The following is a 24469-nucleotide window of genomic DNA, read 5'->3' as shown; positions in this document are numbered from 1 at the left end:
CGCCACCGCGCTCAGGGGCGCATCGGCGCCTGGCTCCGGCCCTTCCATTGCCCGCCGCGACGCAAGCGGTAGCGCCGTGCCGAGTCGATGGTCGCCCCCAGGTAGAACAGTGCCGTCACCGGCAGCAGCGGCGCCAGCCACCACGGCTGCCGGTATTCGCGCAGCATCGGCAGGTAGGCCAGCGCCATCGCGGCCCAGGCCAGCCATGCCGGCCACAGCCGCCAGCCGAGCGCCAGCACCGGCGGCACCAGGTAGGTCAGCACCATGCCCGCGACCGCGCCCGCCAGCCACAGCGGGGAATGGCGCAGTTGCGTGTAGGCGCTGCGCGCGATCATGTCCCACAGGCTGCGCCAGTCGTCGTAGGGCCGCAGCGACACGCTGTCGTCCGCCAGCTCCAGCGATATGGCGCCGCCGGGCTTGATGCGCGCGGCCAGGCTGCAGTCGTCGATCAGCTCGCCGCGGATCGTGGCGAAGCCGCCGATGCGCGCCAGCGCCGCGCGGCGCGCCAGCATGCAGCCGCCGGCCGCGGCGGCAACGCGGCTGCGCGGATCGCGCACGCGGGCGAAGGGGTAGAGCTTGGCGAAAAAAAAGACGAAGGCCGGCACGATCAGCCGTTCCCATGCCGACGCACAGCGCAGCCGCACCATCAGCGAGACCAGGTCGCGCCGTTCCGCCTCGGCGCGCGCCACCAGGCCGGCCAGCACGCCCGGTCCGTGGCGGATGTCGGCATCGGTCAGCCAGACATAGCGCGCCTGCGGCGCGATGCGGTCGGCGGCGGCCAGGCCTTCGGACTGCGCCCAGACCTTGCCGCTCCATCCGGCCGGCAGTTCGCGTGCGCCGATGACGGTGAGGGCCCGCGGGCGCGCGGTGGTGGCCGCGGCGGCGCGGGCGATATCGGCGGTGCCGTCGGCGCTGTGGTCATCCACCACCACCAGCGCCAGCCGGCCGGGGTAGCGCTGGCCGAGCACCGCGGCGACCGCGCTGCCGATGACCCCGGCCTCGTCACGGGCGGGGATGATGGCGACCACCTCGGGCCAGGTCGCCGGCGCCGGCCCGGCCGGTGGCCTGCGCACGCGCCAGAATCCGGCGCGCCCGAACAGCAGCACGCCCCAGATCGCGAGCGACAGCAGTGACAGCGCCATGGCAATGCGCATGGCGCGTCCCCTATTTCAGCAGGCGCCGGGCCAGCCGGGCCAGCCGCGGCACGGTGTCGGGGCGCAGCAGGCGGGCGTCGTAGCCGGCCATGCGCCGGTCGTTCTCGGCCAGGCACAGCCCGATCATCGCGCCCGGCGTCAGCGCTTCGCCCAGCGCCGCGGAGCCGTTCATGGTGAAGTTGGCATCCTGCGCCACGCCGTCGGCGTCGATGCCGCGGGCGATGCCGATGCGCTCCCAGATCAGGAAGGCCCACACCCGCGCCACCTTCAGCGCAAACAGCGGGCGCCGCCACCACGGCAGGTTGCGCCGGTACCACGCGGCCCAGTTGACGAAGAACAGGATGTGCCGGCCTTCTTCCTGGATCACCGGCTCGAAGGTTTCCACCAGCTCGGCGGGGAAGAAGCCGGAGCGCCGGGCCGCGGCAAACAGGCCAAAGGCGAAGAAGCTGTCGATGCACTCGCTGTAGCCCGTGACCAGCCAGCCCCACTCGGGATCGCGCGGCGGCGGGTAGTCCGGCTCAGGCGCCAGCGCGATGCCGTAGGCCTCGACCAGCTTCGACAGCACCACCTTGTGGCGCGCCTCTTCGGCGCCGTCCATTTCCAGTGCGCGGCGCAGCAGCGGGTCGCTGACGGTCGCGGCAAAGGTCTGGACCCGGATCGAGGCGCGGCCCTCGGTCTGCACGGCGATATCCCAGATCGGCAGCGAAGTGACGCGATGCAGCGCCTGCGGCGCCAGCGCCGGCCAGTCGATGACGGCGGGCTTGTAGGGGTTGTGGGTTTGCAGCAGCATGTTGCAGAACAGCTGCAGGTGCCGCGCCGAGCCGATGCGTATCGCCCCGGGGCTGGGATCGGTCCAGTGGCGCATGGCGTGATCGGCAAGTTCGGCCTGCTCGACGCTGAGGGCGGTCGTGGCGCAGGCCTGCGCGGCGCTGCCGCGCAACCGCGCCGCCACCGGATCGGCGGTATCGGACGTCTTGGACATTCAGCCCCCTGGCGATGGATTGCCCGGGGGCCATTGTAGCGAGGCGCGCCGCGCGGCGCACGTCCGCGTCAGCGCGCCACGGTGCCGCGGTGCCGCAGGCTCAGGCGCGGTAGCTGACCGGCCCGCGCGAGCGCATGTCGAGCGCGTAGTAGCACACCGTCAGCAGCACCAGCCAGCCCGGGCCCACGTACAGCGCCACGCGCGTATCGGGGAAATAAGCCATCAGCGCCACCACCAGCGCCAGGAACGCCAGCGCGATATACGAGCCATACGGCCAGAACGGCATGCGGAACGCCAGCGCCTGGCGCGCAGCCGGGGCCAGGCCGCGGCGGAACTGGATCTGCGTGACCAGGATGATGGCCCAGGTCCAGACCGCGCCGAAAGTGGAGATCGCGGTCACCCAGACGAAGACCTTTTCCGGCACCAGGTAGTTGAGCAGCACGCCGGCCAGCAGCGCGGCGATCGACACCAGCAACGCGCGGCGCGGCACGCCGTTGCGGTCGACCCGGGCGAAGGCCGCGGGCGCCTGGCCCTGCAGCGACAGGTTGTACAGCATGCGCCCGGTGCTGAAGATGCCGCCATTGCACGACGACAGCGCCGCGGTCAGCACCACGAAATTGATGATGCCGGCAGCGGTCTTGATGCCGAGGCGCTCGAAGGTCAGCACGAACGGGCTGCCCTGCGCGCCGATCTCGTTCCACGGGTACAGCGCCAGGATCACGAACAGCGCGCCGACGTAGAAGATCAGGATGCGCCAGAACACCGAGTTGATCGCCTCCGGGATCGACTTCTTCGGGTTGCGCGCCTCGCCGGCGGTCAGGCCGATCATTTCGACGCCGAGGTAGGCGAACATCACCATCTGCAGCGACATCAGCACGCCCGAGGCGCCGTTGGGCATGAAGCCGCCGTGCGCCCACAGATTGGAGATGCCCGTGGCGACGCCGCCGTTGCCGAAGCCGAACACGATCATCGCGCCGCCACCGATCAGCATCAGCACGATGGTGACGATCTTGATCATGGCGAACCAGAACTCGAACTCGCCATAGGCCTTGACCGCCATCAGGTTGACCGAGCCCATCGCCGCCAGCGCGGCCAGCGCCCAGATCCAGCGCGGCACGTCGGGAAACCACATGCCCATGTAGATGGCCACGGCGGTGATCTCCGCCACGCAGGTCACCAGCCACAGGAACCAGTAGTTCCAGCCGGTCAGGTAGCCCGCCAGCGGGCCCATGTGGTCCTGCGCGTAGCGGCAGAATGAGCCGGCTACCGGGTTATGCACGGCCATCTCGCCCAGCGCGCGCATGATCAGGAAGATCACCGCGCCGCCGATCAGGTAGGCCAGCATGATGGCGGGCCCGGCCATCTTGATGGCATTGCCGGCGCCCAGGAACAGGCCCACGCCGATCGCCGATCCCAGCGCCATCAGCCGGATATGGCGTTCGCCCAGGCCGCGTTGCAGATGTTCTGCGCTTGCACTCATGTGTCGTTGTCTCCGTGTCATCTGAATGGCCGCGCGGCCCTTGTGGGGCTGGCGCGGGCAGCGGGATTTTCACGTCTGCATGGGGCCGTGGGTGAGGCCGGAGCGCGGGCCGCGGCGGGCAAGCACCGGGGCGCCGCTGACAGGCGCCGCGATCGACGGACCGCCGGCCGGGCGCTGCAAACGGAAAATAGCGGGCAGGTTAATCAGATCGAGGGGACATTTGTTGCTGAATTCGACATGAAATTCAGAAAAAAATGCTGGCCACGCGCGCCGGCCACAGTGGCGCGCAATCTCCTGCTGGGGGCAATTCCTGAGGATGTCCTGAAGCCGGCGTGGTGTGCAACAAGCCCACCTGTCAAGGCCACGTGTGCGGCCTTGCAAGATTGCGCGCGTCCGGCACCGCGCTCACTACCGGGGGCGCCGGCCCCCGCGCCTAGCGCGCCGAAGGCCGCACCGCCCGCACCCCGGCCTTCACCATGCTCACCGCCGCCAGCACCAGCCCGCCGGCGACGATGCCGGCAATGCCGTCCAGCAACACCGGCGCGAGCACCGCCAGCACGCCGCCGATTGCCGGCACCGAAGCCGCGCCCAGTGCCGCGGCTTCGGTCAGGTGGTGCATGGCCGGGATGCCATGCATCAGGATGCCGCCACCCACCAGGAACATTGCCGCGGTGCCGGCAACGGACAAGGTTTTCATCAGCAACGGTGCCAGCCGAAGCAAGCCTTGCCCCAGCCACCGAAGCCCGGCCGAGGCCCGCTGGCTCAGATACAGTCCGGCGTCATCGAGCTTTACGATGCCCGCCACCAGGCCATAGACGCCGGCCGTCATGATGACCGCGATCGCGCACAGGACCGCGAGTCGCTGGCCGAAGGGCGCGTTGGCGACGGTGCCCAGCGAGATCACGATGATCTCCGCCGAGAGGATGAAGTCGGTGCGGACCGCGCCCTTGATCTTCTCTTTCTCGAACGCCACCATGTCGACGGCCGGGTCCGACACGGCCTGGACTTCGCGAGCGTGGTGCACGGCGTCCTCGGACTTGCTGTGCAGGAACCGGTGCGCCAGTTTTTCAAAGCCTTCGTAGCAAAGAAACGCGCCGCCGACCATCAGCAACGGCACCACGGCCCACGGGGCCCAGGCGCTGATCGCCAGCGCCGCCGGCACCAGGATCACCTTGTTGCGAATCGACCCCAGCGCGACCGCCCATACCACCGGCAACTCGCGCTCCGCCTTCACGCCGCTGACCTGCTGCGCGTTCAGCGCCAGGTCATCGCCCAGCACGCCAGCGGTCTTCTTGGCCGCCATTTTGCTCATCACGGCGACATCGTCCAGGATGGTGGCGATGTCGTCGATCAATACCAGCAAGCTTGAGCCGGCCATGTCAGGACCTCCGCGCGCGGCAAGGTTGCCGCTGATGCAGCGAAATTGTCATTCGGTCATGCTCCTCGATGTTTGGGTCCAGCCAAGCAGGATTCGTACCTTCCACCCGTTGATGCTGCACCGCTGCGCGGCATTGTAAAACACGGGACCAGTCCTGCACCGGTAGGTATTCCGGCTGGATAGAGCTTGCTGTTCCGGGTTTTCCGCAGACTTGCGCGTCCGGAGTCCGGATACCGAACGGTCCACCGCGCGAAGCAAGTCGCTCCTGGCGACGGCTATCGATTTAGCCCTTTTGACGTTGGCTGAGCCGCGTGGGCGCAGGCAAGGAGCGGCGCCGCTATGGCGTCGGCTCTCCCGGGGCGCTGGCCGTCAGCTCTCAGGGTCATATCCAAACTCGCGGAGCTCCTGCGAGCAGCGGCAAGCTTTGGCGATCTTTGCCGCCCACAGGGTGGCGTCTTCGCGCGACGGGAGTTCCAGCACGCAGAAGCCGCCGTCGAACTCCTTCGTCTGGGGATAGGTTTCGTTTGTGACCGTGCCGTCCGAGGCAACCATGCATGGTGCGACAGCCGCATTGATGCCCCCACCGAACACGTACACGCCTGCAGCCTTCGCCTCGCGTATGACCTCGCGTGCGGCTTCACCGACGGCGGCAACGTCCTCGGCAGGGACTTGCATCGCGCTTGCAGGAAAGGAGATCAGGTATTTCGTCATGGTTGGATCCTTCCGTTGAGGCCGGTCCTATCTGTAGTGGTGGTCGAACGCCGTCACCCTCGGCAGCACCACGGCGAGATAGTCCACCATCGTGCGGACCGCTGGAAGCAAGCCAGTGCGATAGGGGATGAGGGCAGTGATACGAGCGTCCGCCGCAATCCATTCCGGCAAGATCTGCCTGAGCGAGCCGGCCTTCAGCTCCGCCTGGCACGCGTACACCGGCAGCGCGGCGACGCCAACGTTGGCGCACGCCGCCTCTTTCAGCGAGATCAGGCTATTGCTGAGGAATCGCGGTTCGAACGGCACTGTCGCCACGCGCTTGTCCGGTCCCAGCAGTTGCCATTGCGACGCGCTCTTGCCCGCCATGGCGATGATGGCGTGAGACGCAAGCTCCTCGGGCTGCGCCGGCACCGAGGTCCGTTCCAGATAGTCGGGGCCCGCGAACAGATACCACGGCGTCCTCGCCAGCGGATGCTGGACCAGATTGGAGTCCTGCAGTTGCCCGACATGGCCCCGGATCGCCAGGTCGAAGCCTTCTCCGACGATGTCCACGATCCTGTCCGTGGCAGTTTCCTGGATCCTCACCTTGGGATGGTCGGAGAGGAAGGTCGGCAAGACGTGGCGCAGCGCGAACTGGGCGATGTCGGTTGCCGTCGTCACGCGAATGACGCCGCTTGGCTCCGCCAGGCGCTGACGCATGGCTTCCTCTGCAAGGTCGGCGCTGCGCATCAGCGCCATGGCGTACTGGTAGAACTCGTGACCCACCTCAGTCACTGCGAAATGGCGCGATGTCCGGTTGATCAGCCGCACGCCTAGCGAGCCCTCCAGTTCCTTTACGCGGTGACTCAGCGTTGACTTCGGAAGCCGCAGTGCTTCGCCAGCCGCCGTGAATCCGCCACGGTCCACCACCTGTACGAAGTAATAGACGTCCTTCAGGTCGAGCATGGCATGGCGACTCACCGGCCATACCGATGGCGGCGGCGATGATCGGGAAGCGAGTTGGTGTCGCGGATCATACTCCATGGCCGCGATCCGGCGCCACCCGCACAAGCCCTTGGCGCCGCCGCGTCAGCGCCGGCGTCGACCAGGCATTCTCCCGCCCGGCGGATGCACCATGCCACACAGGACGCCATCGTCCAAGTTTGCCGAACCCTGCGTGCAACCCCGGCGGCTGCCCAAGCGAAATCCGTCGTCATAAGCTGTTGCGCAGGAGCGGCGCCACGCTGTTTCCACATGCCAATGCCAAACTGGAGAGGACAATGACCATACTCAAGGGATTTCATCACCTGACCGTCGGCGTGCGCCACGCGCAGGAAGATGTGGACTTCTATGTCAAGCTGCTCGGACAGAGCCTCGTGAAGAAGACCGTGCTGCTCGATGGCGAGGATCCCATCTACCACCTGTACTACGGCAACGCGAACGGCGATCCAGGCACGCTGGTGACGTCGTTTCCGTTTCGCCAGCGAGGCGTCATGGCGCGCCAGGGGTCGGGCCAGGTGAGAATCATCAACTACTCGGTGCCTGTGGGCTCGCTGGAATTCTGGCGCCGCCGCTTCGATGCCATGGCGGTGCCGTACGACCGCGAGATCGTCGAGCGTTTCGGCGAGCGTCGACAGCGGTTCCAGCATCCATGCGGCATCGAGTTTGACCTCGTCGAATCGGACCTCGACGCGCGTCCGGCGTGCCTCGCCAGCGATATTCCCGAGGCCCATGCCATCCGCGGCGTCCATAGCATCACGCTGTCGCTGCGCGATGTCGCCGAATCGATCCGCTTCATGAACGAAGTGATTGGCTTCCGCAGCGTGGGACAGGCCGGATCCTACTACCGCTTCGAGACCTACACCGGCGGCCCGGGCATGATCGTCGAGTTCCTGCATGAGCCGGACCGCCTCCAGGGGTCGTCGACCTACGGCGAAGGCACGATCCATCATGTGGCCTTCGCCGTGGACAACGTCGAGCAGCAGGCGATCCTGAAGGAAAAGCTGTTCGCGCTGGGCTACATCGATACCTCCGAATCGGTGCACCGCAATTACTTCCGCTCGATGTACTTCAAGATGCCGGGCGGCGTGATGTTCGAAGCGGCCACCACCGACATCGGCTTCGCCATTGATGAAGACCCCGGCCATCTCGGCGAAGCGTTCCACCTCCCGCCCTGGCTGGTGGACCGCAAGGATGAACTGCTGGGCCGGCTCGAGCCCATTTCAGCATGACATTGCCGGAGACCGACATGCGCAAGCCAAAGGTACTGATCGTTTTCTATTCACGGAACAGCTCCACCGAGGTGCTGGCCAAGGCTGTCGCCGAAGGGGCGCTCGAGGCTGGCGCTGAGGTCCGCATGCGGCGGGCGCGGGAGGTGGTTGGCCCCGACGTCATGCGGCAGGCGCCGGGCTGGCTCGAGAACGCCACCGAGATGAATGCGAAATACGATGCGCCGACCGAAGCGGATGCCGAATGGGCCGACGCCATCGTGTTCGGCACGCCGACGCGGTTCGGCACCATTTCGACCGAACTGAAGGCCTTTATCGACGGACTTGGCGGCCTCTGGTTCGCGGGCAAGCTGAACGGCAAGGTGGGGTCCGTGTTCGGCTCGACGTCCTCGCGCCACGGCGGTAATGAAGCCACGCTGCTGGCGGCCTACACCCCCATGGCGCACCTGGGGCTGATCATCGTGCCGCTGGGCTACGCCGACGCCGCGATGTTCAAGGCCGGCACCCCGTACGGCGCAACGCATGTCTCGCACCGCGACACCGTCAAGCCCGACGACGACCACCTCGACGTTGCGCGGTACCAGGGCCGCCGGGTGACGACCGTCGCCCGTGCTCTGCGCGTTCAGCCGGAGCCGGTGGCGGCCTGAAAGCAAGGCGTTGACGAAAAGAATGGGCGGAGACTGGCTGTCTCCGCCCGATGTCGTCATCGGCACACACCGATGACAGGATGGTTGCCGTTCAGGCCGGCGCCGCCTCCGCGCGGGCGCCAAGGGCATCCATGTGTGGCGATGGCGGGAGCGAGTCGATCGTGGCGCGGACCGCCTCCCTGCAAAGCGAGGGTCGCTTGGCCAGCAGGTTGATATAGCGGCCAACGTGGGGCAGGTCGTCCCACATCGGCGCCAGCCCCAGATACGACAGCCGCACCAGGTTGACGCCCCACAGCACGTCCCCCAGAGAGAACGCATGTCCCGCAACATATGGAGATGGCGAGGCCAGCAGGGTGCGCTCCAGCTCCTGCAACGCGGCTGCGGCGTGTTGGCGGGCCGCGCGCTGGAATGCGGCATCGCGGCGGACCGCCCGCCCGCCTCGCTCCTTGGCGAGCTTGGCAAGATAGGCTGTAACGAGTTCGGCGTCTTCGGCATTGCCGTCGAGCATGTCCTCGATCGCTGCGATCTTGTGGTCGTACACGGTTTCCATGACCGTCTTGAGGGCGTCCGGCCGCCGGTCGGCATCGGGGTGCGCGCCGTAGAGCATGGCGCCGTTCGGCATCTGGTCAACGATCTGCATTTGGCGCACCACCGCGGCACGCGCCCCCTCTTCGTCGGGCATGAGCTGGACCGGTGCGCGGGAGACCGCGTCCAGATAGCAGCAGATCCGCCGCGAATCCGCGATCACGCGCGAGGCTTCGTAGTCGACGAGCAACGGCACGGCGCAGGGATCGAAACCGTCGGTGTCCACGGCAGGGCGCCCGCTATAGCCGCTGACGAAGTCGCGCCCGATTTCCCGTCCGGCCATCAGCCGCAGGCGGACATAGGGCGGGTGATAGTGCTCCGCCGGAATAACGCCGTCCGGACCCATCGCGCTCAGGATCAGCATGTCGTTCGACCGGTATGGCAACTGCTTCTCGAACAGCACTGTGCGGACCTTCTGGGAACACAGGGAACTGGCCGCATGGAACAGCTCGAAGCGCGGGTTTGCATCGTTTCCCACGATGGTGATCCGCGCGGAATCGGCGATGGCACCGCGGGCACTGGCCGCCAGCTTGCTCATGAAAACATTGGGCATGGGTTTCCTCCTGTTCGATGGTCAGTTACGTTGTCCCATTTTCCGGGGCGTGTTGCTGCCTGCTGCCGTGCGGACACACCGCGGGCGCATCGCCGATGAGGCCACGCGCAGACCACAGTTCGGGGAACGGGATCTCGTTCATGGTGGGCAGCAGCCAGGCAATGCCTTCGGTGCCGAAGTACGCCGGCCGGGCGCCGAAGGTGCGGCGCGTTGCCATCAGGTGCAGGTGCTTCCATGCGCAGAATCCCTCCGCGATATCGGCCAGCGTTTCACCAAGCTGCTGCAGTTCGCGGTGCCGGTCCGGCACGGCGTAGACCTCGCGCCAGACCTTCTCTACCGCCGGGTCCGGCGTGTAGGGCACGCTAAAGTCCCGCTCGAGTGCCGTCACCGGCACGGCGAAGCCCTGGCGGGCTAGGTGGGCAAGCACGTCGTCGTACAGGCTTGGCTGTGCCAGCGCCGTGCTGAGCTGCTGCCAGCGCTGGGGTTGCGGCAGGAAGTGCTGCAGGTGCTCGCCCTGCTTGATGCCGAGCAGGTACACCATCTGGCGGAACGTCCAGCCCTGCAGCGCGGTGTCCTTGCCGTACCTGGGCCCAACGCATGACAGGATGGCCAGCAGGTCGACGGGCGTCATCCAGGCGATGGAGCGCCAGGTGGCATTGAGCGGCTCGTGGTGGGCAACGACACGCCGCAGCGTGCGGCAGGCCCCGGCCAGGTCGTCGGCGCGCAGTTGCGCCTGCGCGGCCTGGATCTCGCGGATGATCAGCATCCAGTAGAGCTCGGACACCTGCGCCGATACGATCCAGGCGTACTCGCCGGGATGGTCGCTGACGGGGTGCTGCAGCGAGTGGAGCAGGTCGGTCTGCAACCAGTCGCTGTATGGCGTACGTCCGGCGGGCGCATCCGCCGGCGCCAGCGATGCGGACTTGACGGTATCGTTCATTCTGGTCTCCTTGTGGTGGTGTGGCCAGGCGAATCCTGGGCAACCGAGGCAGGCGCCAGCATGGATTCCACCTGCTGCGCGACCTGCAGCAGCGCGCCGTCGCCGCCGGGCCTGGCGACAATCTGCAATGCCGCCGGCAGGCCGCCGTGGCGGGACGGCAGGGGAATCGAGATGGCGGGAAACCCCGCGAGGTTGAACGGGGCGGTGTAGGTCATCAGGGCCTCGCGGACGGTGCCGGTCCAGGCGCCGATGTCGACCGTGCCAGCATCGCGGGGTGGGGCGGTGCAAGGGCAGGTCGGCAGCACGAGAAAGTCGAGGGTCGACATCGCGCCATGCAGCCGGGCGGTGAAGTCCCGCCTCGCCTGCTGGGCCGTCGCATAAGCGCGCAGGTCCATGGCCTGCGCGCGCCGCAGCCGGTCGACTGTCTCCGGGTTGTATTGCGTGGCGATGCGTTCCCAGTCGTGGCGGCGCAGATGCTCGATGCCGCCTTCGATAAGGACGATGGCCGCGAAGGCATCGAACACGGTGGCGAACATGGCATCTGACCGGCTCCCGCTCAGGTCCTCGCAGGCATAGCGCTGTGCCATTCGCTCCACCGCCGCATCGAAAGCACTCGCAACTTCCTCGCTCCGCGGCACCGGCGCGATGTGCCTGACAATGCCAAGCCGGGCGCGAGGCCTGGCATCCACTGGAGGCGCCGCTACGCCGACTGCATCGGCGAGCATCCGCACGTCATCGACCCGTGCCCCCAGCAGGCCGACATGGTCGCAGGTGGGCGCCAGGGGAAACACGCCGCGCGTGGAAAGCATGCCCAGCGTCGGCTTGAAGCCCACGACACCACAGAGCGCGGCCGGAATCCTGACCGAGCCGCCGGTGTCGGTGCCTGCGCCCGCCAGGACCGCGCCATGCGCGATCGCCGCCGCGGCGCCACCGCTGGAGCCGCCGGGAATGCGGGCATGGTCGAGGGGATTCAGGGTGTCGCCGAAGCTTGGGCTGGCGGTCGTCACGCCCCATGCAAATTCGTGGGTGGTGGTCTTACCAATGACGATGGCGCCGCATGCCGTCAATGCCTTCACGATGTCGGCATCGGCAGCCGGAACATTGCCGCGGCACGCCGCCGATCCGTACCTTGTTTCGATGCCCTGGGTGTCAATCAGGTCCTTGATCGTGATCGGCAGACCCTCCAGCGGACGCTGGCTGCCTTCGCCGTAGCGGCGGTCGCTTTCCGCCGCGGCCTGCAAGGCGCGTTCCGCGTCAATGGCGGCGAACGCATTGAGCGCTTGCTTGCAGGCTTGCGCACGGCGGATAGCCTCTTCGATCAGGCCTTTCGCGGTGATCTGCCGGCTGGCCAGGGCCTCGAGGGCGTCGCGCAGGCCAGCGGGGTGCGGGAAGCTGTCGGCGGGCTGGCGGTTCATCACCACAGGCTCTCCAGCAGCGCATCCAGCCCGGTGTCCGCATTGTCGGCGAGGTCGCCGACCTCGGCCGGATAGTTCTGCTTGAGCAGCGCCGCCACCTCGGGAAGCCTGGCCCGATCGAAATCGAGGTCGCGGAGGCGGCTCGGCAGTTGCAATGCGTCCACGGCGGCTTCGATGCGGTCCGCGAGGAAGGCAGCCGGCGTGCGGCGGCCGCAGTCCGTGGAGAAGATATCGAGCTTGCCGCCATAGGCGCCGGCACAGGCACGGATGACGGGCGCCAGCGATATGCATGATGTCAGGCTGTGAGGGACGCCGAAGGTGCCACCGAGGATGTGTCCGATGCGATGGCTCAGCCCGTAAATGACCGATGCGGGGTAGAAATAGCACTGCCACGCGGCCAGTTGAAGCTGCAGCAGGTCGTCGGTCGAGACCAGGCCGCCCGCCATGGCTTCGCGCGTTTCCAGCTTGCGCGGCCACTGCTCCAGTACGGCCAGGAAGCGCTCCACGCCCCGGGCGGCCAGGATGGCATGGGGATGGTCAACGTCCACCCGGCGCATGCCTTCCACGGCATGGTCGATGCCCTTGATGGCCGAACTCAGCAGCAACATGCGTGGAGTGTCGACAATCATCCGCGGGTCGAGCACCACCAGCCTCGGCGTGGTTTCGCGAACGGCATGGCTGCGCTTGAACTTGCGTCGACCATCTGTCTCGGTCACGCCGAAATAGTGGGAGAACTCCGAACCCGACAGCGTCGTCGGAATCGCCGCAATCGGCAGATAGCGGCCGGTCTGCTGGAAGTGGCGGTGCGAGACTGCCTTGGCGGCGTCGAGCACGGAGCCGCCGCCAAGGGCGATGATCGATTCCGCATGGGCCCCGATGCACGCGCGCAGCCCCTCATGGACGGCAACATCGGGAACATGCGCCGGCAGGGCGGTGAAAGTACCCACGCTGTCGCCAATGGCCGGCTGCAGGTGCTCGCGGTTCAAGGCGTCGAGGAACTCGACGGTGAACGTGATCGGGCGGCGGATGCCGTAGTTTCCCATCGAGGCTGCGACGTTTTGCAGCACGTCGAGTCCCCAGACAATCTCTTCCTGCGGCAGGCATTTCAACTGATTCATTCCACATCTCCACCATGTGTTCGTATGGGATCGGGGTTCCGACCTGAGTGGGAAGATAGGCGAATCGGCTGTGCGCGTGCGCGCGGAATCGCGGAACGCAGCGTCCCGGAATCTGGACGCTGGCCTGGGCGGATGGGTGCTGGTCGTTCGCAGTTTCCGGACGGAGCTTTCCAGGCTTGCTATCTTCACAAGGCCGAAGAGATGTCTATGATTTTTTCCATCCCAGCGACCCCACTACTAGATCGGAGGCATGACGATGGAGGCAATTCAATTGACGGAAGCGCTGATTCGCGGACGCCACAGCAAGCGCGGTTTCCTTGACCGCCCGGTGTCGACCGAGACTGTCAAGGACATCCTGTCCGTTGCGAAATACGCGCCGAGTTCCAGCAATACCCAGCCCTGGCGGTGCTATGTGCTGACCGGCAAGGCGCGCGACAAGATCGCGGAAGCCGCGGTTGAAGCGTACCGCGCCGCGCCCACGGGACTCGCTCCCGAATATCCGTTCTTTCCCAAGGAGCTGCCGGCGCCGTTCGCTTCGCGTTTTAATGCGTTTCGCGGGATGCTGGGCGATGCGCAGGGCGTGCCAAGGAGCGATATCGTGGGGCGCCGCCGCGACGTCGAACGGCAGTTCCGGTTCTTTGATGCGCCCGTGGGGCTGATCTTCACCATGGACAAGCGCCTGGAATGGGCGAGCTTCCTCTGCTATGGCTGCTTCTTGCAGAACATCATGCTGGCCGCGCGTGCGCGCGGGCTGGATACCTGTCCGCAGCAGATCTGGTCGCTGCAATCGGCGGTGCTTCGTGAGGGCCTTGGCATCCCCGGTGAAGAAATGATCGTGGCCGGCATGTCGCTCGGCTACGCGGACAACAGTATTCCGGAGAACAACATGGAGCTCCACCGGCTGGAACTGGAGGACTTTGTCTCGTTTGTGATGAGCTGATGCGCGGACTGCCAGGCGGATGGGCGCCAATGGCGTTCCCACCCTGCGGACTAGCGATAGTCCCCCAGCACTGTCGCTCGCGTGAACTCCTCGATATTGTCCAGCAGCGCGTCGAGCGCAGCGCCGGCGCCGTCGACTTCGCCGCGCGCAATGGCCGAGGCCACGGCGGCGTGCAGCTTCGACATGGTGGGCAGGTCGGCAGCTTCCTTGTAGTGCAGGTACCAGAACCGGCGCGACAGGCCGTGCATCAGCCGCATGGCGCCATCGGCGAATTCATTGCGCGCCGCCACCAGGCAGAGTTCGTTGAATTCGCGATCGGCGCGGACGAAGGCGACATCGTCGCCGTTGCGTGAGGACTGTTCGAATTCCCTGGCCAGCCGCTTGAAATGATCGCGCTGCTCGGGCGTGGCGCGCCGGGCGGCGCTGCGGCAGATCAGGCGTTCGACCTCGCGGCGGGTCTCGAGCAGGCGCAGCTGCTTGCCGACGTCGATCGGCGCGATCAGCAGGCCGCGCTGTGGCAGCACCATGATCAGGTGCTCGCGCGCCAGCCGCTGGATCGCTTCCCGGATCGGGGTACGACCGATGCCGGTCATGTCGCTCAGCTGCAGCTCGGACACCGAGCTGCCTGGCGCCAGCTGCAGCGTCACGATGGCTTCCTCGATCTGCTCGTAGGCCAGGTCGGTCAGCTTGCCGCGCTGGCTGACGGCCTCTTCAGGCTCTGGTGAGGCCGCGGCGCGCGGGCGGGTGGCGGTTCTTGCATTCATGGCCAGGGGTCTGTGGGCACGGAAAGCCCATTGTATATGAGCCATACGTAGCTTCTATGCACAGCACATCCGAGGCTTGCGCAGGCGGTGCATTCTGCTACTATCCTACTAATATATTAGATGTGTGGGGAGGCGGCATGACCAATGATGACGTACTGGTCACTGGGCACGGCCCGGTGACGGTGGTGGCCGTGCATGGCATCCAGGGCACGCGCGCCGCGTGGCTGCCGTTGGCGCAACAACTGGCCGATCGCTGCACTTTCGTCCTGCCCAATCTCCCCGGGCGCGGCAGGGCGATGCCGCCTGCCGACGCACACGCTTGCTCGCTCGATGCCGGCGCCGAAGTGCTGCGCCGCACGCTCCGCAACCACGTGCGCGGTCCGTTCGTGCTGGCCGGCTGGAGCATGGGCGTCTCCGTGGCGCTGGCTTATCTTGACGGTGCGAACAAGAACCCGGCACAGCCGATGCCAGCAGAGCTGTTGCTGGTATCCGGCACGCCGCGGCTGAACGCGGTGCGATGGTTCGAGGCCGCGCCCGGCGAGACCTTGCTCGAAGCCATTGCCACGCGCGAGCGGCGGCTCGGACTGCGCGAGGCAGCAGACCATCGCACGGTGGCGTGGACCTGGGAGTCGATCCGCCACACAGACCAGCGTGACGCGCTGGGCCGGGTGCGCTGCCGCACGCTCGTCATCCACGGCAGCGACGACGACGATTGCCCGCTGGCCCACGGCGAGATGCTGGCCAACGGCATTGCCGATGCCGAACTGCTCGTGCTGCACGGCGCCGGCCATGGCGTGCTGACGCAACGCATGCGGCAGATCGGCAGTCAGCTGCGGGCGCGCTGGCCCGCGCAGCTGGCATAGCCCCCGACAAGCCGAAATCACCCCACAGGAGACAGCATGAGAGTGGAAGACCTCGTATATTTCTGCGCGCCGTCGCGGCTGGTCATGGGCGCTGGTTGCCGCAAGCAATTGCCCGCGCTGCTGCGCCGGCTCGGTTATCGCCGCGGCCTGCTGGTGACGGACACGTTCTTCACGGGTGCCACGCCGTGGGTGGATGAACTCGTCGCCGGCGCCCGCGCGCACGACGTGGAGCTGCTGGTCTGTGACGGCGGCATGCCCGATCCCACTACCACGCTGTGCGACGCAGCCACGGCGGCGGTGCGCGAACGCCTGGACGGCATGCCGGTCGACCATGTGATTGCGCTGGGCGGCGGCAGCAATATCGACCTGGCCAAGGCGCTGTGCCTGACCCTGCCCGGTGGCAAGCCGGTGCGCGCGTTCCTTGGCAGCATCGACCCCGGCACGCCGATCCTGCCGCTGGTCGCCATGCCCACCACGGCCGGCACGGGCTCGGAAGCAACACCCGGTGCCATCCTGGTCGATCCGGACAACGCCACCAAGGTGGCAGTCATGGACAACCGCTTGCGCCCGGCCGTGGCGCTGGTCGATCCCGAATTCACCTACACCTGTCCGCCGCGGGTCACTGCGGATGCCGGCATCGATGCGCTGACCCATGCCATCGAGTCCTACCTGACAATCGATTCCGCCAGCTTTGACCGCGGCGGCGAAGCGGACCCGGGCTACAGCGGCCGCAACGCGCTGACGATGCTGTTTGCGCACGAATCGATCCGCCTGTGCGGCCGCTACCTGTTGCGCACTTACCAGGACGGAAGCGACAGCGAAGCGCGTATCGGCATGAGCTACGCCAGCGTCTATGCGGCGCTGTCATACGGCAGCGCGGGACTCAATGCCGTGCATGGCATTGCCTACGCCGTCGCGGGCCAGACGCACCTGTCGCACGGGACCACCAACGCGGTGATGCTGCCGTATGTGCTCGATGCGCTGGCCGACGTGCGCCGCGAGGAATTGCTGGCCATTGCGCGCCTGCTGGACATCTCCGACGGCGATGCCGGTATCGCCGTGGCACGCGTGCCGGTCGTGGTGCGCGAACTGGTCGCGGCCGTCGGCCTGCCGACCACGCTCCAGGCTTGCGGCATCGGACCGGGCGACGTCGATGCGCTGGTGCGCGACGCCCTGGCGGTCACACGCCTGGCCAAGGCGTTTCCTGTGCCCGACGTTGCCGCGCGATACGGCGCCATGGTACGCAAGGCGTGGGCCGGCACGCTGTCCGGGGCCGCGCACGCCCTTGCGCAACCGCGCCGGGTGGCATAGGGCGCCGACAGGGCGCATTCCCGACTTGACGTTTCCCTGGCCGGAGGCTGTCTGGCGGTAAACCATTACTTGCACATCCGCAATGTGCAACTAATATATTACGAAGCGCGCCACCACAGAGCGCGTCTCATTGACACAGGAGACAACCATGGATATGTCTGCAGGCGCCCTCAAGCTGGAGGCGGGTATCGCGGCACGGCTGGAACGATTGCCGATGACCGGCTACCAGCGCTCGCTGTTCGGCATCATCGCCACGGCGTGGTTTTTCGATTCGATGGATCTTGGCCTGATGACGTTCGTGCTGGGCTCGATCAAGGCGGAGTTCGGCCTGAGCGCGGCGCAGGCCGGCCTGCTGGCCAGTTCCAGCTTCCTCGGCATGTTCCTGGGCGCGGCGATCGCCGGGCTGCTGGCCGACCGCTTCGGCCGCAAGCCGGTGTTCCAGGTCAGCATGATCTTCTGGGGCGTGGGCAGCCTGATGTGCGGGCTGGCGGACAGCGTGACCTCGCTGATGATCTATCGGGTGCTGCTCGGGTTCGGCATGGGCATGGAGTTTCCGATCGGCCTGTCGATGGTGTCCGAGATCGTGCCGGCCAAAAGCCGCGGCAAGTATGTCGCGGTCCTGGAGGGCTTCTGGCCGATCGGCTTTATCACGGCGGGCGCGCTGACCTACCTGTTGCTGCCGGTGATCGGCTGGCGCGGCATCTTTATCGCTCTGGCGGTGCCGGCCGTGTTCGTGTTCGTGGTGCGCCGCGTGGTGCCCGAGTCCCCGCGCTGGCTGGAGGATGTCGGCCGCAAGTCTGAGGCGGATACGGTGATGGCGGGCATCGAGCAGCGCGTGCAACGCGCCTCGGGCCGTCCGCTGCCGGCGGTGTCGGCCACCTTCGGCGGCACGCAGGCGCCTAGCCGCAAGGCACGCTTCATGGAGTTGTGGAGCGGCCCCTATGCGCGCCGCACCATCATGCTGTGGTCGGTCTGGTTCTTTGCGCTGCTGGGCTACTACGGGCTGACCACGTGGCTCGGGGCGCTGCTGCAGCAGGCCGGCTATGCCGTGACCAAGTCGGTGCTCTACACGGTCTATATCTCGCTGGCTGGCATTCCCGGGTTCATCTTCTCGGCATGGCTGCTGGAGAAGTGGGGCCGCAAGCCGACCTGCGCGCTGATGCTGATCGGCAGCGCCGTGGCCGCGTATGCCTACGGCCAGGCGGCCGTGCACCGGCTGCCGGTGGAGCAGCTGATCGCCGCGGGCTTGTGCATGCAGTTCTTCCTGTTCGGCATGTGGTCAGTGCTCTATGCCTATACGCCCGAGCTGTACCCCACCCGCTCCCGCGCGACCGGCTCCGGCTTTGCTTCGTCGATTGGCCGCATCGGCTCGCTGGCCGGACCCTACCTGGTCGGCGTGCTGCTGCCGGTGACGGGGCAGGGCGGCGTCTTCACGCTTGGCGCCTTGTCCTTTGCGGTGGCGGCAGCGGCGGTGCTGCTGCTGGGGGTCGAAACCCGCGGCAAGGCGCTCGAGGAAGTCTCGCATTAACGGTTCGCCGCGCGGCGTCCAGCCGCGCCTGCCTTGGCGCCCCTGGCCTGCAGGGGCATTTTTTGGGTCGCCGCATTTTTATATCCAACTGATATGTTAGTGCGGCGCAGTGTGAGGGAGTTTGCAATCATGATGACGGAACGCCAACGCAAGTTCAGGGAACAATACAAGGCCGATATCAGCCCGCTCTACAACGGCCTGCTGCATATCGCGGTGATTTACGGGGTCGGCATCGGCGCGCTGTGGTGGGCGATCCAGCGGCTCGAGGGCGTGAGCTGGGAGTGGGCGCTGATCCTGCCGGTATTCCTGGCGGGAAACTTCGTGGAGTGGTTCATGCACGGCTATGTCATGCACCGCCGCATCAATGTCTTTGCGCTGCGCGCCATCTACGAGCGCCACACGCGCCAGCACCACCAGTACTTCACCGACCAGGAGCCCACCATCGACACCACGCGCGAATTCCGCATCGTGTTCTTCCCGTGGCGCGTGCTGGCGACGCTTGGCGTGGGCGGCGGCGGCCTGGGCTACCTGGCATCGCTGATCTTCAACGCCAACGCCGGCTACTTCGTCTTCATCACCATGGTGGCGCAGTACCTGATCTACGAAACCTTCCACTATTGCTGCCACGTGCACGACAACTGGTTCGTGCGCAACATGCCGTTCATCAACACGATCCGGCGCCACCACACCGCGCATCACAACATGGGCATCATGATGAAGTACAACATGAACCTCACCTTCCCGATCGCCGACTACATCATGGGCACGTCGGACCTGCGCCGCGGCCTGCTCGGGCACCTGTTCAACGGGTACTCCGAAGCGCACGTCAAGGAAGAACTGAAACCGATCATCCGGAAGTTCCGCACCGACCATTCGCGCGTGACGCTGGACGGGCCCGTGCTCGACGAAGAGGAACGCCGGGCGATGGCCGCCTAGCCGGCCGCGTGCTGACGATCGCCAGCCGCGCTACGCCACCGTGTCCGTCGCCTCGTCCTGCTCTTCACCCAGGAAGCCGCCGCTCTGGTGCCGCCACAGCCGCGCATAGGTGCCGTTCTTCGCCAGCAATTCGGCGTGCGTGCCCTGTTCGATGATGCGCCCCTGGTCCATCACGATCAGGCGGTCCATGGCGGCGATGGTCGAGAGGCGGTGGGCGATCGCGATCACGGTCTTGCCTTCCATCATTTCGTCCAGGCTTTCCTGGATCGCGGCTTCGACCTCGGAGTCCAGCGCGCTGGTGGCTTCGTCCAGCAGCAGGATCGGCGCGTTCTTGAGCATCACGCGCGCAATCGCGATGCGCTGGCGCTGTCCGCCCGAGAGCTTGACGCCGCGTTCGCCGACCAGCGTGTCGTAGCCGGTGTGGCCATGCTGGTCGCTCAGCTGGCGGATGAAGTCGTCGGCCTGGGCGTGCACGGCGGCGTGGCGGATTTCCGCGTCGGTGGCGTTGGGGCGGCCGTAGGCGATGTTGTCGCGGATCGAGCGATGCAGCAACGAGGTGTCCTGGGTGACCATGCCGATGGCGCCGCGCAGGCTGTCCTGTGTCACCCTGGCGATGTCCTGCCCGTCGATGCGGATGCGGCCGCTGTCCACGTCGTAGAAGCGCAGCAGCAGGTTGATCAGCGTGGACTTGCCCGCGCCGGAGCGGCCCACCAGCCCGATCTTCTCGCCGGGACGCACGGTCAGGCTGAGGCCGTCGAGCACCTGGCGTTCGCCGTTGTAGTTGAAGCGGACCTGGTCGAATTCCACTTCACCGCGCCGGATCTGCAGCGCCGGCGCGCCGGGCGCGTCCTGGACCTTGGCCACGTGCGTCAGCGTGGCAATGCCGTCCTGCACCGTGCCGATATTCTCGAACAGCGAGGCCATCTGCCACATGATCCAGTGCGACATGCCGTTGATGCGCAGCGCCATGGCGGTGACCGCGGCCACCGCGCCGGTGCCGATCTCGGCCCCATGCCACAGCCACAGCGCATAGCCGCCCGCCGCCAAAATCAATCCCACCACCAGGGCCTGGTTGACGACCTCGAACTGGCTGACGAGGCGCATCTGCCGGAACCCGGTTTCCTTGAAATCCTCCATCGCCGCTCGCGCGAAGTGGGCCTCGCGCCGGGTGTGCGAGAACAGCTTGACGGTGGTGATGTTGGTGTAGGCGTCGGTGACGCGGCCAGTCATCGACGAGCGGGCATGGGCCTGCTCCTGCCCGACCTGGCCCAGGCGCGGCACGAAATACAGCATGGCCAGGCCGAACAGCACGATCCAGCCGATGAAGGGCAGCATCAGCCGGAAATCGAAGCCGCCCGCCAGCGCGATGATGGTGATGAAGTACACGCCGATGGCGAGCACGATCTCGATGAAGGTGAACAGCACCTCGCGCACGGCCAGCGCGGTCTGCATGACCTTGGTGGTGACGCGCCCGGCAAATTCATCGGAGAAAAACGACAGGCTCTGCCTGAGCATCAGCCGGTGGAAATCCCAGCGCAGCCGCAGCGGCAGGTTGATCGCCAGCACCTGGTGCTGCACCATGGTGCGCAGCGCCACCAGGCCGATGCTGGTGAGCAGCACGATGCCGATCCCCCACAGCACGCGCTGTTCCTGTGCCGATGCGTCGCGGTTACCCTGCCACGCCGCCAGCAGATCCACCACTTGCCCGAGGAAGGAGAACAGCCACGCTTCGTAGATCGACACGCCGGCACTGAGCAGCGCCAGCGCGACGAAATAGCGGCGGGTGCCGCGGGTGCAGGCCCACAGGAAGGCCGCCAGGCCCTTGGGCGGCGGCGGTGCCTCGTCGGGCGGGAAGGGATCAAGCAGACGTTCGAACGCGCGCAGCACGGGGTCCTCCGAAACGACAGAAGGCCCGCCATTCAGCCGGCATGCGGACCAGGTTGGCCTTCTTCGGTGTGAGGCGCAGATTCTACCCCCGCGGGCGCGGCGGTGCAGGGCGTGCAGGCAGCGTCTATTCCGCGACGATCTTGCGTTCCACGGCGATGCGCTTCCACTGCGCAAGATCCTGCTTCATGCGCGCGCCGAACTCGGCGGGCGTCGCGGCCAGCGGACGCGAGCCGTCCGGCTCGAGGATGGCGCGCACCTCCGGCGACGCGGCGATCTCGGCAATGTCGCGATTGAGCCGCTGCACCAGCGCGGCGGGCGCGCCCGCCGGCGCCAGCACGCCGACCCAGATCTCGATGCCATAGCCCGGCACCGATGCGGCCAGCGGCGGCAAGTCCGGAAACGCGGGATTCGACACGGCGGAGGTAACGGCCAGCGGCCTGACCTTGCCGGACTTGATCTGCGTGGCGATGGAACTGTAGTTCGACATCATCACGTCGATCTGCCCGGCGGCCAGGTCGATCAGCGCGTTGGCGGCACCCTTGTACGGCACGTGCATCATCTGGACCTTCGAGGTGTCGCACAGCAGTTCCGTCGCGAGCTGGCCGAGCGAACCCACCCCGGCCGAGCCGTAGCTGATCGTTCCCGGCCTGGCCCGCGCCGCGGCGATAAGCTCGGTGGGGGTGCGGATCGAGCGGGATGCCGCGCTGGTGGACGACACCGCGAGCAGCAGCGGGCCGTCGGCCACTAGCGCCACCGGCGCGAACGCGGTCAGCGGGTCATATGGCGAGCGCGCCTGCGTGGCCGCAGCGGTCAGGAAGGTCGATGAGGTCAGCAGCAGCACCGAGCCGTCGCGCGGGCCCTTGGCGACGTAGTCCGCGCCCAGCACGCCCGCGACACCCGGACGGTTCTCCACGATCACGGTGTTGCCGAGGCGCTTTGCCAGCGCCGGCGCGATCGCGCGCGCGATCACGTCGTTGCTGGCGCCCGCCGAGAACGGCACCACGATCCGCATCAGCGGCGGCACCGCGGCCGCTTGCTCCGCCGGCGCGGCGGAGGCGGGCAGTGCAGAGGCGGCCAGCACGGCCGCGGTCAGCGCCGCGGGCAGGCGGTATGCCAGCCGTTGCCAGGTGCGCTTGAAAAGGGTCTTGTCCATAGGTCTTCCCCGAAACTCGTCGTGTTGCAGCAAGGCAGCGGGCAACGCTGCGGAAGCGGCCGGCGTGCCCCGGAGCGGGCCGGGCACGCCAGGCCGCGCGGAAGCATCAGGCCGGGATCTCCAGCGTCAGCAGCGGCGCATACTGCTGCGCCCCGAAAATGTCGCCATCGCCGGCGCTGCCGCTGGGCTGCGCGCGGTACATGGTGAACTTGATGGCGAAGGCCGGATCGTATTCGACGAAATCGGAAATGCGCGCCACCGGCACGCGGAACAGCGCGGCCACGCTTTCGCGGGTCAGCACGCGCGAGCGCTTGACCCGTTCATACTCGGCCTGCTCGCGGAAAATGATGTCGAACGTGATCTTGTTGACGCCGGCGTTCTTGCTGCGGATGGTCTTGGCGAGCGCTTGCAGCGGCTGCGTCGGCGCTGCTGCGGCCGCGGTGGCCGGGGAGGGCGAGGGGTGGTTGGCAATGGTCATGGTGGTTTCCCTGGCAACGTGGCGCGTCAGACGCCGGCTTCGACGATATGGGTGGGGAACAGCGCGAGCGGATCGCGCACTTCCATCGTATGGTTCAGCGTCCAGCGATAGGCGGCGCTGGCGTGCAGCACCTCGTCCAGCGGGAACGACACCGAGCCGGCGGTGCCCTTCACATCCGGCAGCCGCGCGTAGAACATCTGGCGCAGGCCGATCATCGTGACTTCCTCCGCCATCTCGCGCGTGGGCGCCACGCCCTGCACCATCACGCAAAGCTCGTGGCCGGGGCGGTCGCGCAGCGGTTCCAGTTCGCCCATCACCCCGTCGCGCCCATAAACGTTGTAGTGCAGCGAATAGCCGGTGTCGCCGAAGCGCGCGCGCACCTGTTCGCGCGCCCACGCAATGACGCGGTCGACGTTGGCAATGGTGTACGGGTCGCGGATGCCGCACAGGCCCACGTAGCGCTCGCCGACCTTGCCCGAGCCCTCCAGCTTGACGCGCACCTGCGGCGCGGGCTCGAAGCGGGCGCCGGTGATGCGGGTGGTGCGCGGGTCGAGCTGCTCGTAGCGGCACTGGCTCATGTCGAGCCTGCCGCCAGCGACGAATTCCTCGAACGGATTGGAGCGCTCGTACATCGCATGCCCGGCCACCGAGGCAATGGTGCAGCGCTGCTCGGGATGCATGGCCGTCACGCGGACGTCGTCGTGGGTGATTTCGCCCAGCACGGTCTCCTTGCCGCCGTACGGCTCCGCGCAGAACGAGGCGCACTCCAGCACCTTGCCCAGGTAGTAGGCATGGTCGGCGGCAAAGCCATGGTGCAGCGCCGGCGCGGCGAACACCGCGGCATCGGAGCTGCGGCCGCCGATGATGACATCGACGCCCTGGCGCAGCAGTTCCAGGTAAGGATGCACGCCCGCCATGGCGACGATGCGGTCGGTGGCATCCAGTTCCGCCAGGGTCAGGTCGGCAAAGCCGTCGAGGCCGCGGATGGTTTCCCCGGCGTTCAGCTGTTCCCGCACCAGCGACTTCGGCACCTCGGAATAAAAGTAGCCGATGCGAAAGCGCGGCAGGCGATGCCGTTGCGCGAGGTCGCGCAGGATCTCGACGTAGCGGTCGACGCGGCTGTTGGTGCCGGTATCGCCGGCCGAGCCGATGATCATCGGCACGCCCAGCCGCCGCGAGGCCAGCAGCATGTGCTCGAGATCGTGGCGCTGCCACGCTTCAGGACTGGTGGAGGTATCCGAGCCGAGCGGCACCGGACCGACATCATCGCTGCCCGAATCGGCCGCGATGTAGTCCGGTGCGGCGGCAACGCCGATCTCGAAACTGCCCGTGCGCAGCGGGGCAAAGCCGAGATGGCCATTGGGGCAAATGATCTTCAGCGACTGCATTCAACATTCTCCGGTTAGGTGTCGCTTCGTTAAAGCGAGTCACGTGACACC

Annotated in this window: 22 protein-coding genes; 7 read left to right on the top strand and 15 right to left on the bottom strand. The window is 67.0% G+C overall.

The window, feature by feature from the left end; all coding sequences use genetic code 11:
* Positions 1-11 precede the first annotated feature (11 nt).
* The 6 genes from CBM2586_RS27320 to CBM2586_RS27295 all read right to left on the bottom strand — a co-directional run bounded on the left by CBM2586_RS27320 (position 12) and on the right by CBM2586_RS27295 (position 6650).
* Entirely contained in the window at positions 12-1154 is a 1143-nt protein-coding gene (locus tag CBM2586_RS27320) for a glycosyltransferase (protein WP_115690963.1), read from the bottom strand.
* A gap of 10 nt (positions 1155-1164) precedes the next feature.
* Positions 1165-2019 carry a ferritin-like domain-containing protein gene (locus tag CBM2586_RS27315; RefSeq protein WP_115666559.1) on the bottom strand — a complete coding sequence of 285 codons (855 nt, stop codon included), beginning with the start codon at positions 2017-2019 and terminating at the stop codon, positions 1165-1167.
* Between the two features lie 217 nt (positions 2020-2236).
* Complete coding sequence (locus CBM2586_RS27310; RefSeq protein ID WP_115666203.1) at positions 2237-3616, bottom strand: amino acid permease; 1380 nt, start codon at positions 3614-3616, stop codon at positions 2237-2239.
* Positions 3617-4049: 433 nt separating this feature from the next.
* Positions 4050-4994 (bottom strand): DUF808 domain-containing protein, encoded by a 945-nt coding sequence (locus tag CBM2586_RS27305; protein ID WP_115666204.1) that lies wholly within the window; start codon positions 4992-4994, stop codon positions 4050-4052.
* Positions 4995-5363: 369 nt separating this feature from the next.
* Positions 5364-5705: a YciI family protein gene (locus tag CBM2586_RS27300; protein WP_172583415.1), complete on the bottom strand. Its 342-nt coding sequence runs from the start codon at positions 5703-5705 to the stop codon at positions 5364-5366.
* A gap of 27 nt (positions 5706-5732) precedes the next feature.
* The gene (locus tag CBM2586_RS27295) at positions 5733-6650 is read right to left on the bottom strand and encodes a LysR substrate-binding domain-containing protein (RefSeq protein ID WP_115690961.1); all 918 of its coding nucleotides are present in this window, start codon (positions 6648-6650) and stop codon (positions 5733-5735) included.
* A 314-nt stretch (positions 6651-6964) separates the two neighbouring features.
* Between CBM2586_RS27295 and CBM2586_RS27290 the strand changes: the two genes are divergently transcribed.
* A complete protein-coding gene (locus tag CBM2586_RS27290) occupies positions 6965-7915 on the top strand; it encodes a ring-cleaving dioxygenase (protein ID WP_115690959.1) in 951 nt (316 codons plus the stop codon).
* A 17-nt stretch (positions 7916-7932) separates the two neighbouring features.
* Positions 7933-8559 carry an NAD(P)H:quinone oxidoreductase gene (gene wrbA / locus CBM2586_RS27285; RefSeq protein WP_115666207.1) on the top strand — a complete coding sequence of 209 codons (627 nt, stop codon included), beginning with the start codon at positions 7933-7935 and terminating at the stop codon, positions 8557-8559.
* Positions 8560-8650: 91 nt separating this feature from the next.
* Here the strand turns inward: wrbA and CBM2586_RS27280 are convergent, their stop codons facing one another.
* From CBM2586_RS27280 to CBM2586_RS27265, 4 genes are read right to left on the bottom strand one after another with little or no spacing between them, the layout of a single operon-like run.
* Positions 8651-9697, bottom strand: a complete 1047-nt coding sequence (locus CBM2586_RS27280; RefSeq protein WP_115690957.1) for a glutathione S-transferase family protein — start codon at positions 9695-9697, stop codon at positions 8651-8653.
* 25 nt (positions 9698-9722) lie between these two features.
* Complete coding sequence (locus CBM2586_RS27275; RefSeq protein ID WP_115666209.1) at positions 9723-10637, bottom strand: tryptophan 2,3-dioxygenase; 915 nt, start codon at positions 10635-10637, stop codon at positions 9723-9725.
* Positions 10634-12052 (bottom strand): amidase, encoded by a 1419-nt coding sequence (locus CBM2586_RS27270; RefSeq protein WP_115690955.1) that lies wholly within the window; start codon positions 12050-12052, stop codon positions 10634-10636. Before CBM2586_RS27270 ends, CBM2586_RS27275 begins: the two co-directional genes overlap by 4 nt.
* Positions 12052-13170, bottom strand: coding sequence for an iron-containing alcohol dehydrogenase (locus CBM2586_RS27265; RefSeq protein WP_115690953.1), 1119 nt, complete (start codon positions 13168-13170; stop codon positions 12052-12054). Before CBM2586_RS27265 ends, CBM2586_RS27270 begins: the two co-directional genes overlap by 1 nt.
* A gap of 256 nt (positions 13171-13426) precedes the next feature.
* On the opposite strand from CBM2586_RS27265, the gene CBM2586_RS27260 reads away from it, so the two are divergent.
* Positions 13427-14110, top strand: coding sequence for a nitroreductase (locus CBM2586_RS27260; protein WP_115666212.1), 684 nt, complete (start codon positions 13427-13429; stop codon positions 14108-14110).
* 50 nt (positions 14111-14160) lie between these two features.
* Here the strand turns inward: CBM2586_RS27260 and CBM2586_RS27255 are convergent, their stop codons facing one another.
* Positions 14161-14874, bottom strand: coding sequence for a GntR family transcriptional regulator (locus CBM2586_RS27255; RefSeq protein WP_115666213.1), 714 nt, complete (start codon positions 14872-14874; stop codon positions 14161-14163).
* 137 nt (positions 14875-15011) lie between these two features.
* On the opposite strand from CBM2586_RS27255, the gene CBM2586_RS27250 reads away from it, so the two are divergent.
* From CBM2586_RS27250 to CBM2586_RS27235, 4 genes are all read left to right on the top strand, one after another.
* Positions 15012-15737: an alpha/beta fold hydrolase gene (locus CBM2586_RS27250; protein ID WP_115690951.1), complete on the top strand. Its 726-nt coding sequence runs from the start codon at positions 15012-15014 to the stop codon at positions 15735-15737.
* Between the two features lie 36 nt (positions 15738-15773).
* The gene (locus CBM2586_RS27245; protein ID WP_115666215.1) at positions 15774-17048 is read left to right on the top strand and encodes an iron-containing alcohol dehydrogenase; all 1275 of its coding nucleotides are present in this window, start codon (positions 15774-15776) and stop codon (positions 17046-17048) included.
* A 148-nt stretch (positions 17049-17196) separates the two neighbouring features.
* Entirely contained in the window at positions 17197-18576 is a 1380-nt protein-coding gene (locus CBM2586_RS27240) for an MFS transporter (protein WP_115690949.1), read from the top strand.
* 129 nt (positions 18577-18705) lie between these two features.
* Positions 18706-19512 carry a fatty acid hydroxylase family protein gene (locus tag CBM2586_RS27235; protein WP_115666217.1) on the top strand — a complete coding sequence of 269 codons (807 nt, stop codon included), beginning with the start codon at positions 18706-18708 and terminating at the stop codon, positions 19510-19512.
* Between the two features lie 30 nt (positions 19513-19542).
* Here the strand turns inward: CBM2586_RS27235 and CBM2586_RS27230 are convergent, their stop codons facing one another.
* From CBM2586_RS27230 to CBM2586_RS27215, 4 genes are all read right to left on the bottom strand, one after another.
* The gene (locus CBM2586_RS27230; protein WP_115666218.1) at positions 19543-21399 is read right to left on the bottom strand and encodes an ABC transporter ATP-binding protein; all 1857 of its coding nucleotides are present in this window, start codon (positions 21397-21399) and stop codon (positions 19543-19545) included.
* Positions 21400-21523: 124 nt separating this feature from the next.
* Positions 21524-22552, bottom strand: coding sequence for a tripartite tricarboxylate transporter substrate-binding protein (locus CBM2586_RS27225; RefSeq protein WP_115666219.1), 1029 nt, complete (start codon positions 22550-22552; stop codon positions 21524-21526).
* Between the two features lie 106 nt (positions 22553-22658).
* Positions 22659-23030 carry a DUF4387 domain-containing protein gene (locus CBM2586_RS27220; protein WP_115666220.1) on the bottom strand — a complete coding sequence of 124 codons (372 nt, stop codon included), beginning with the start codon at positions 23028-23030 and terminating at the stop codon, positions 22659-22661.
* Between the two features lie 26 nt (positions 23031-23056).
* The gene (locus tag CBM2586_RS27215) at positions 23057-24418 is read right to left on the bottom strand and encodes an acyclic terpene utilization AtuA family protein (RefSeq protein WP_115666221.1); all 1362 of its coding nucleotides are present in this window, start codon (positions 24416-24418) and stop codon (positions 23057-23059) included.
* Between the last annotated feature and the right edge of the window lie 51 nt (positions 24419-24469).

This window comes from Cupriavidus taiwanensis (assembly GCF_900250115.1).
Lineage (GTDB): Bacteria > Pseudomonadota > Gammaproteobacteria > Burkholderiales > Burkholderiaceae > Cupriavidus > Cupriavidus taiwanensis_B.
The sequence above is the reverse complement of the archived record's forward strand: the minus strand, read 5'-3'. Positions and strand labels throughout refer to the sequence as shown.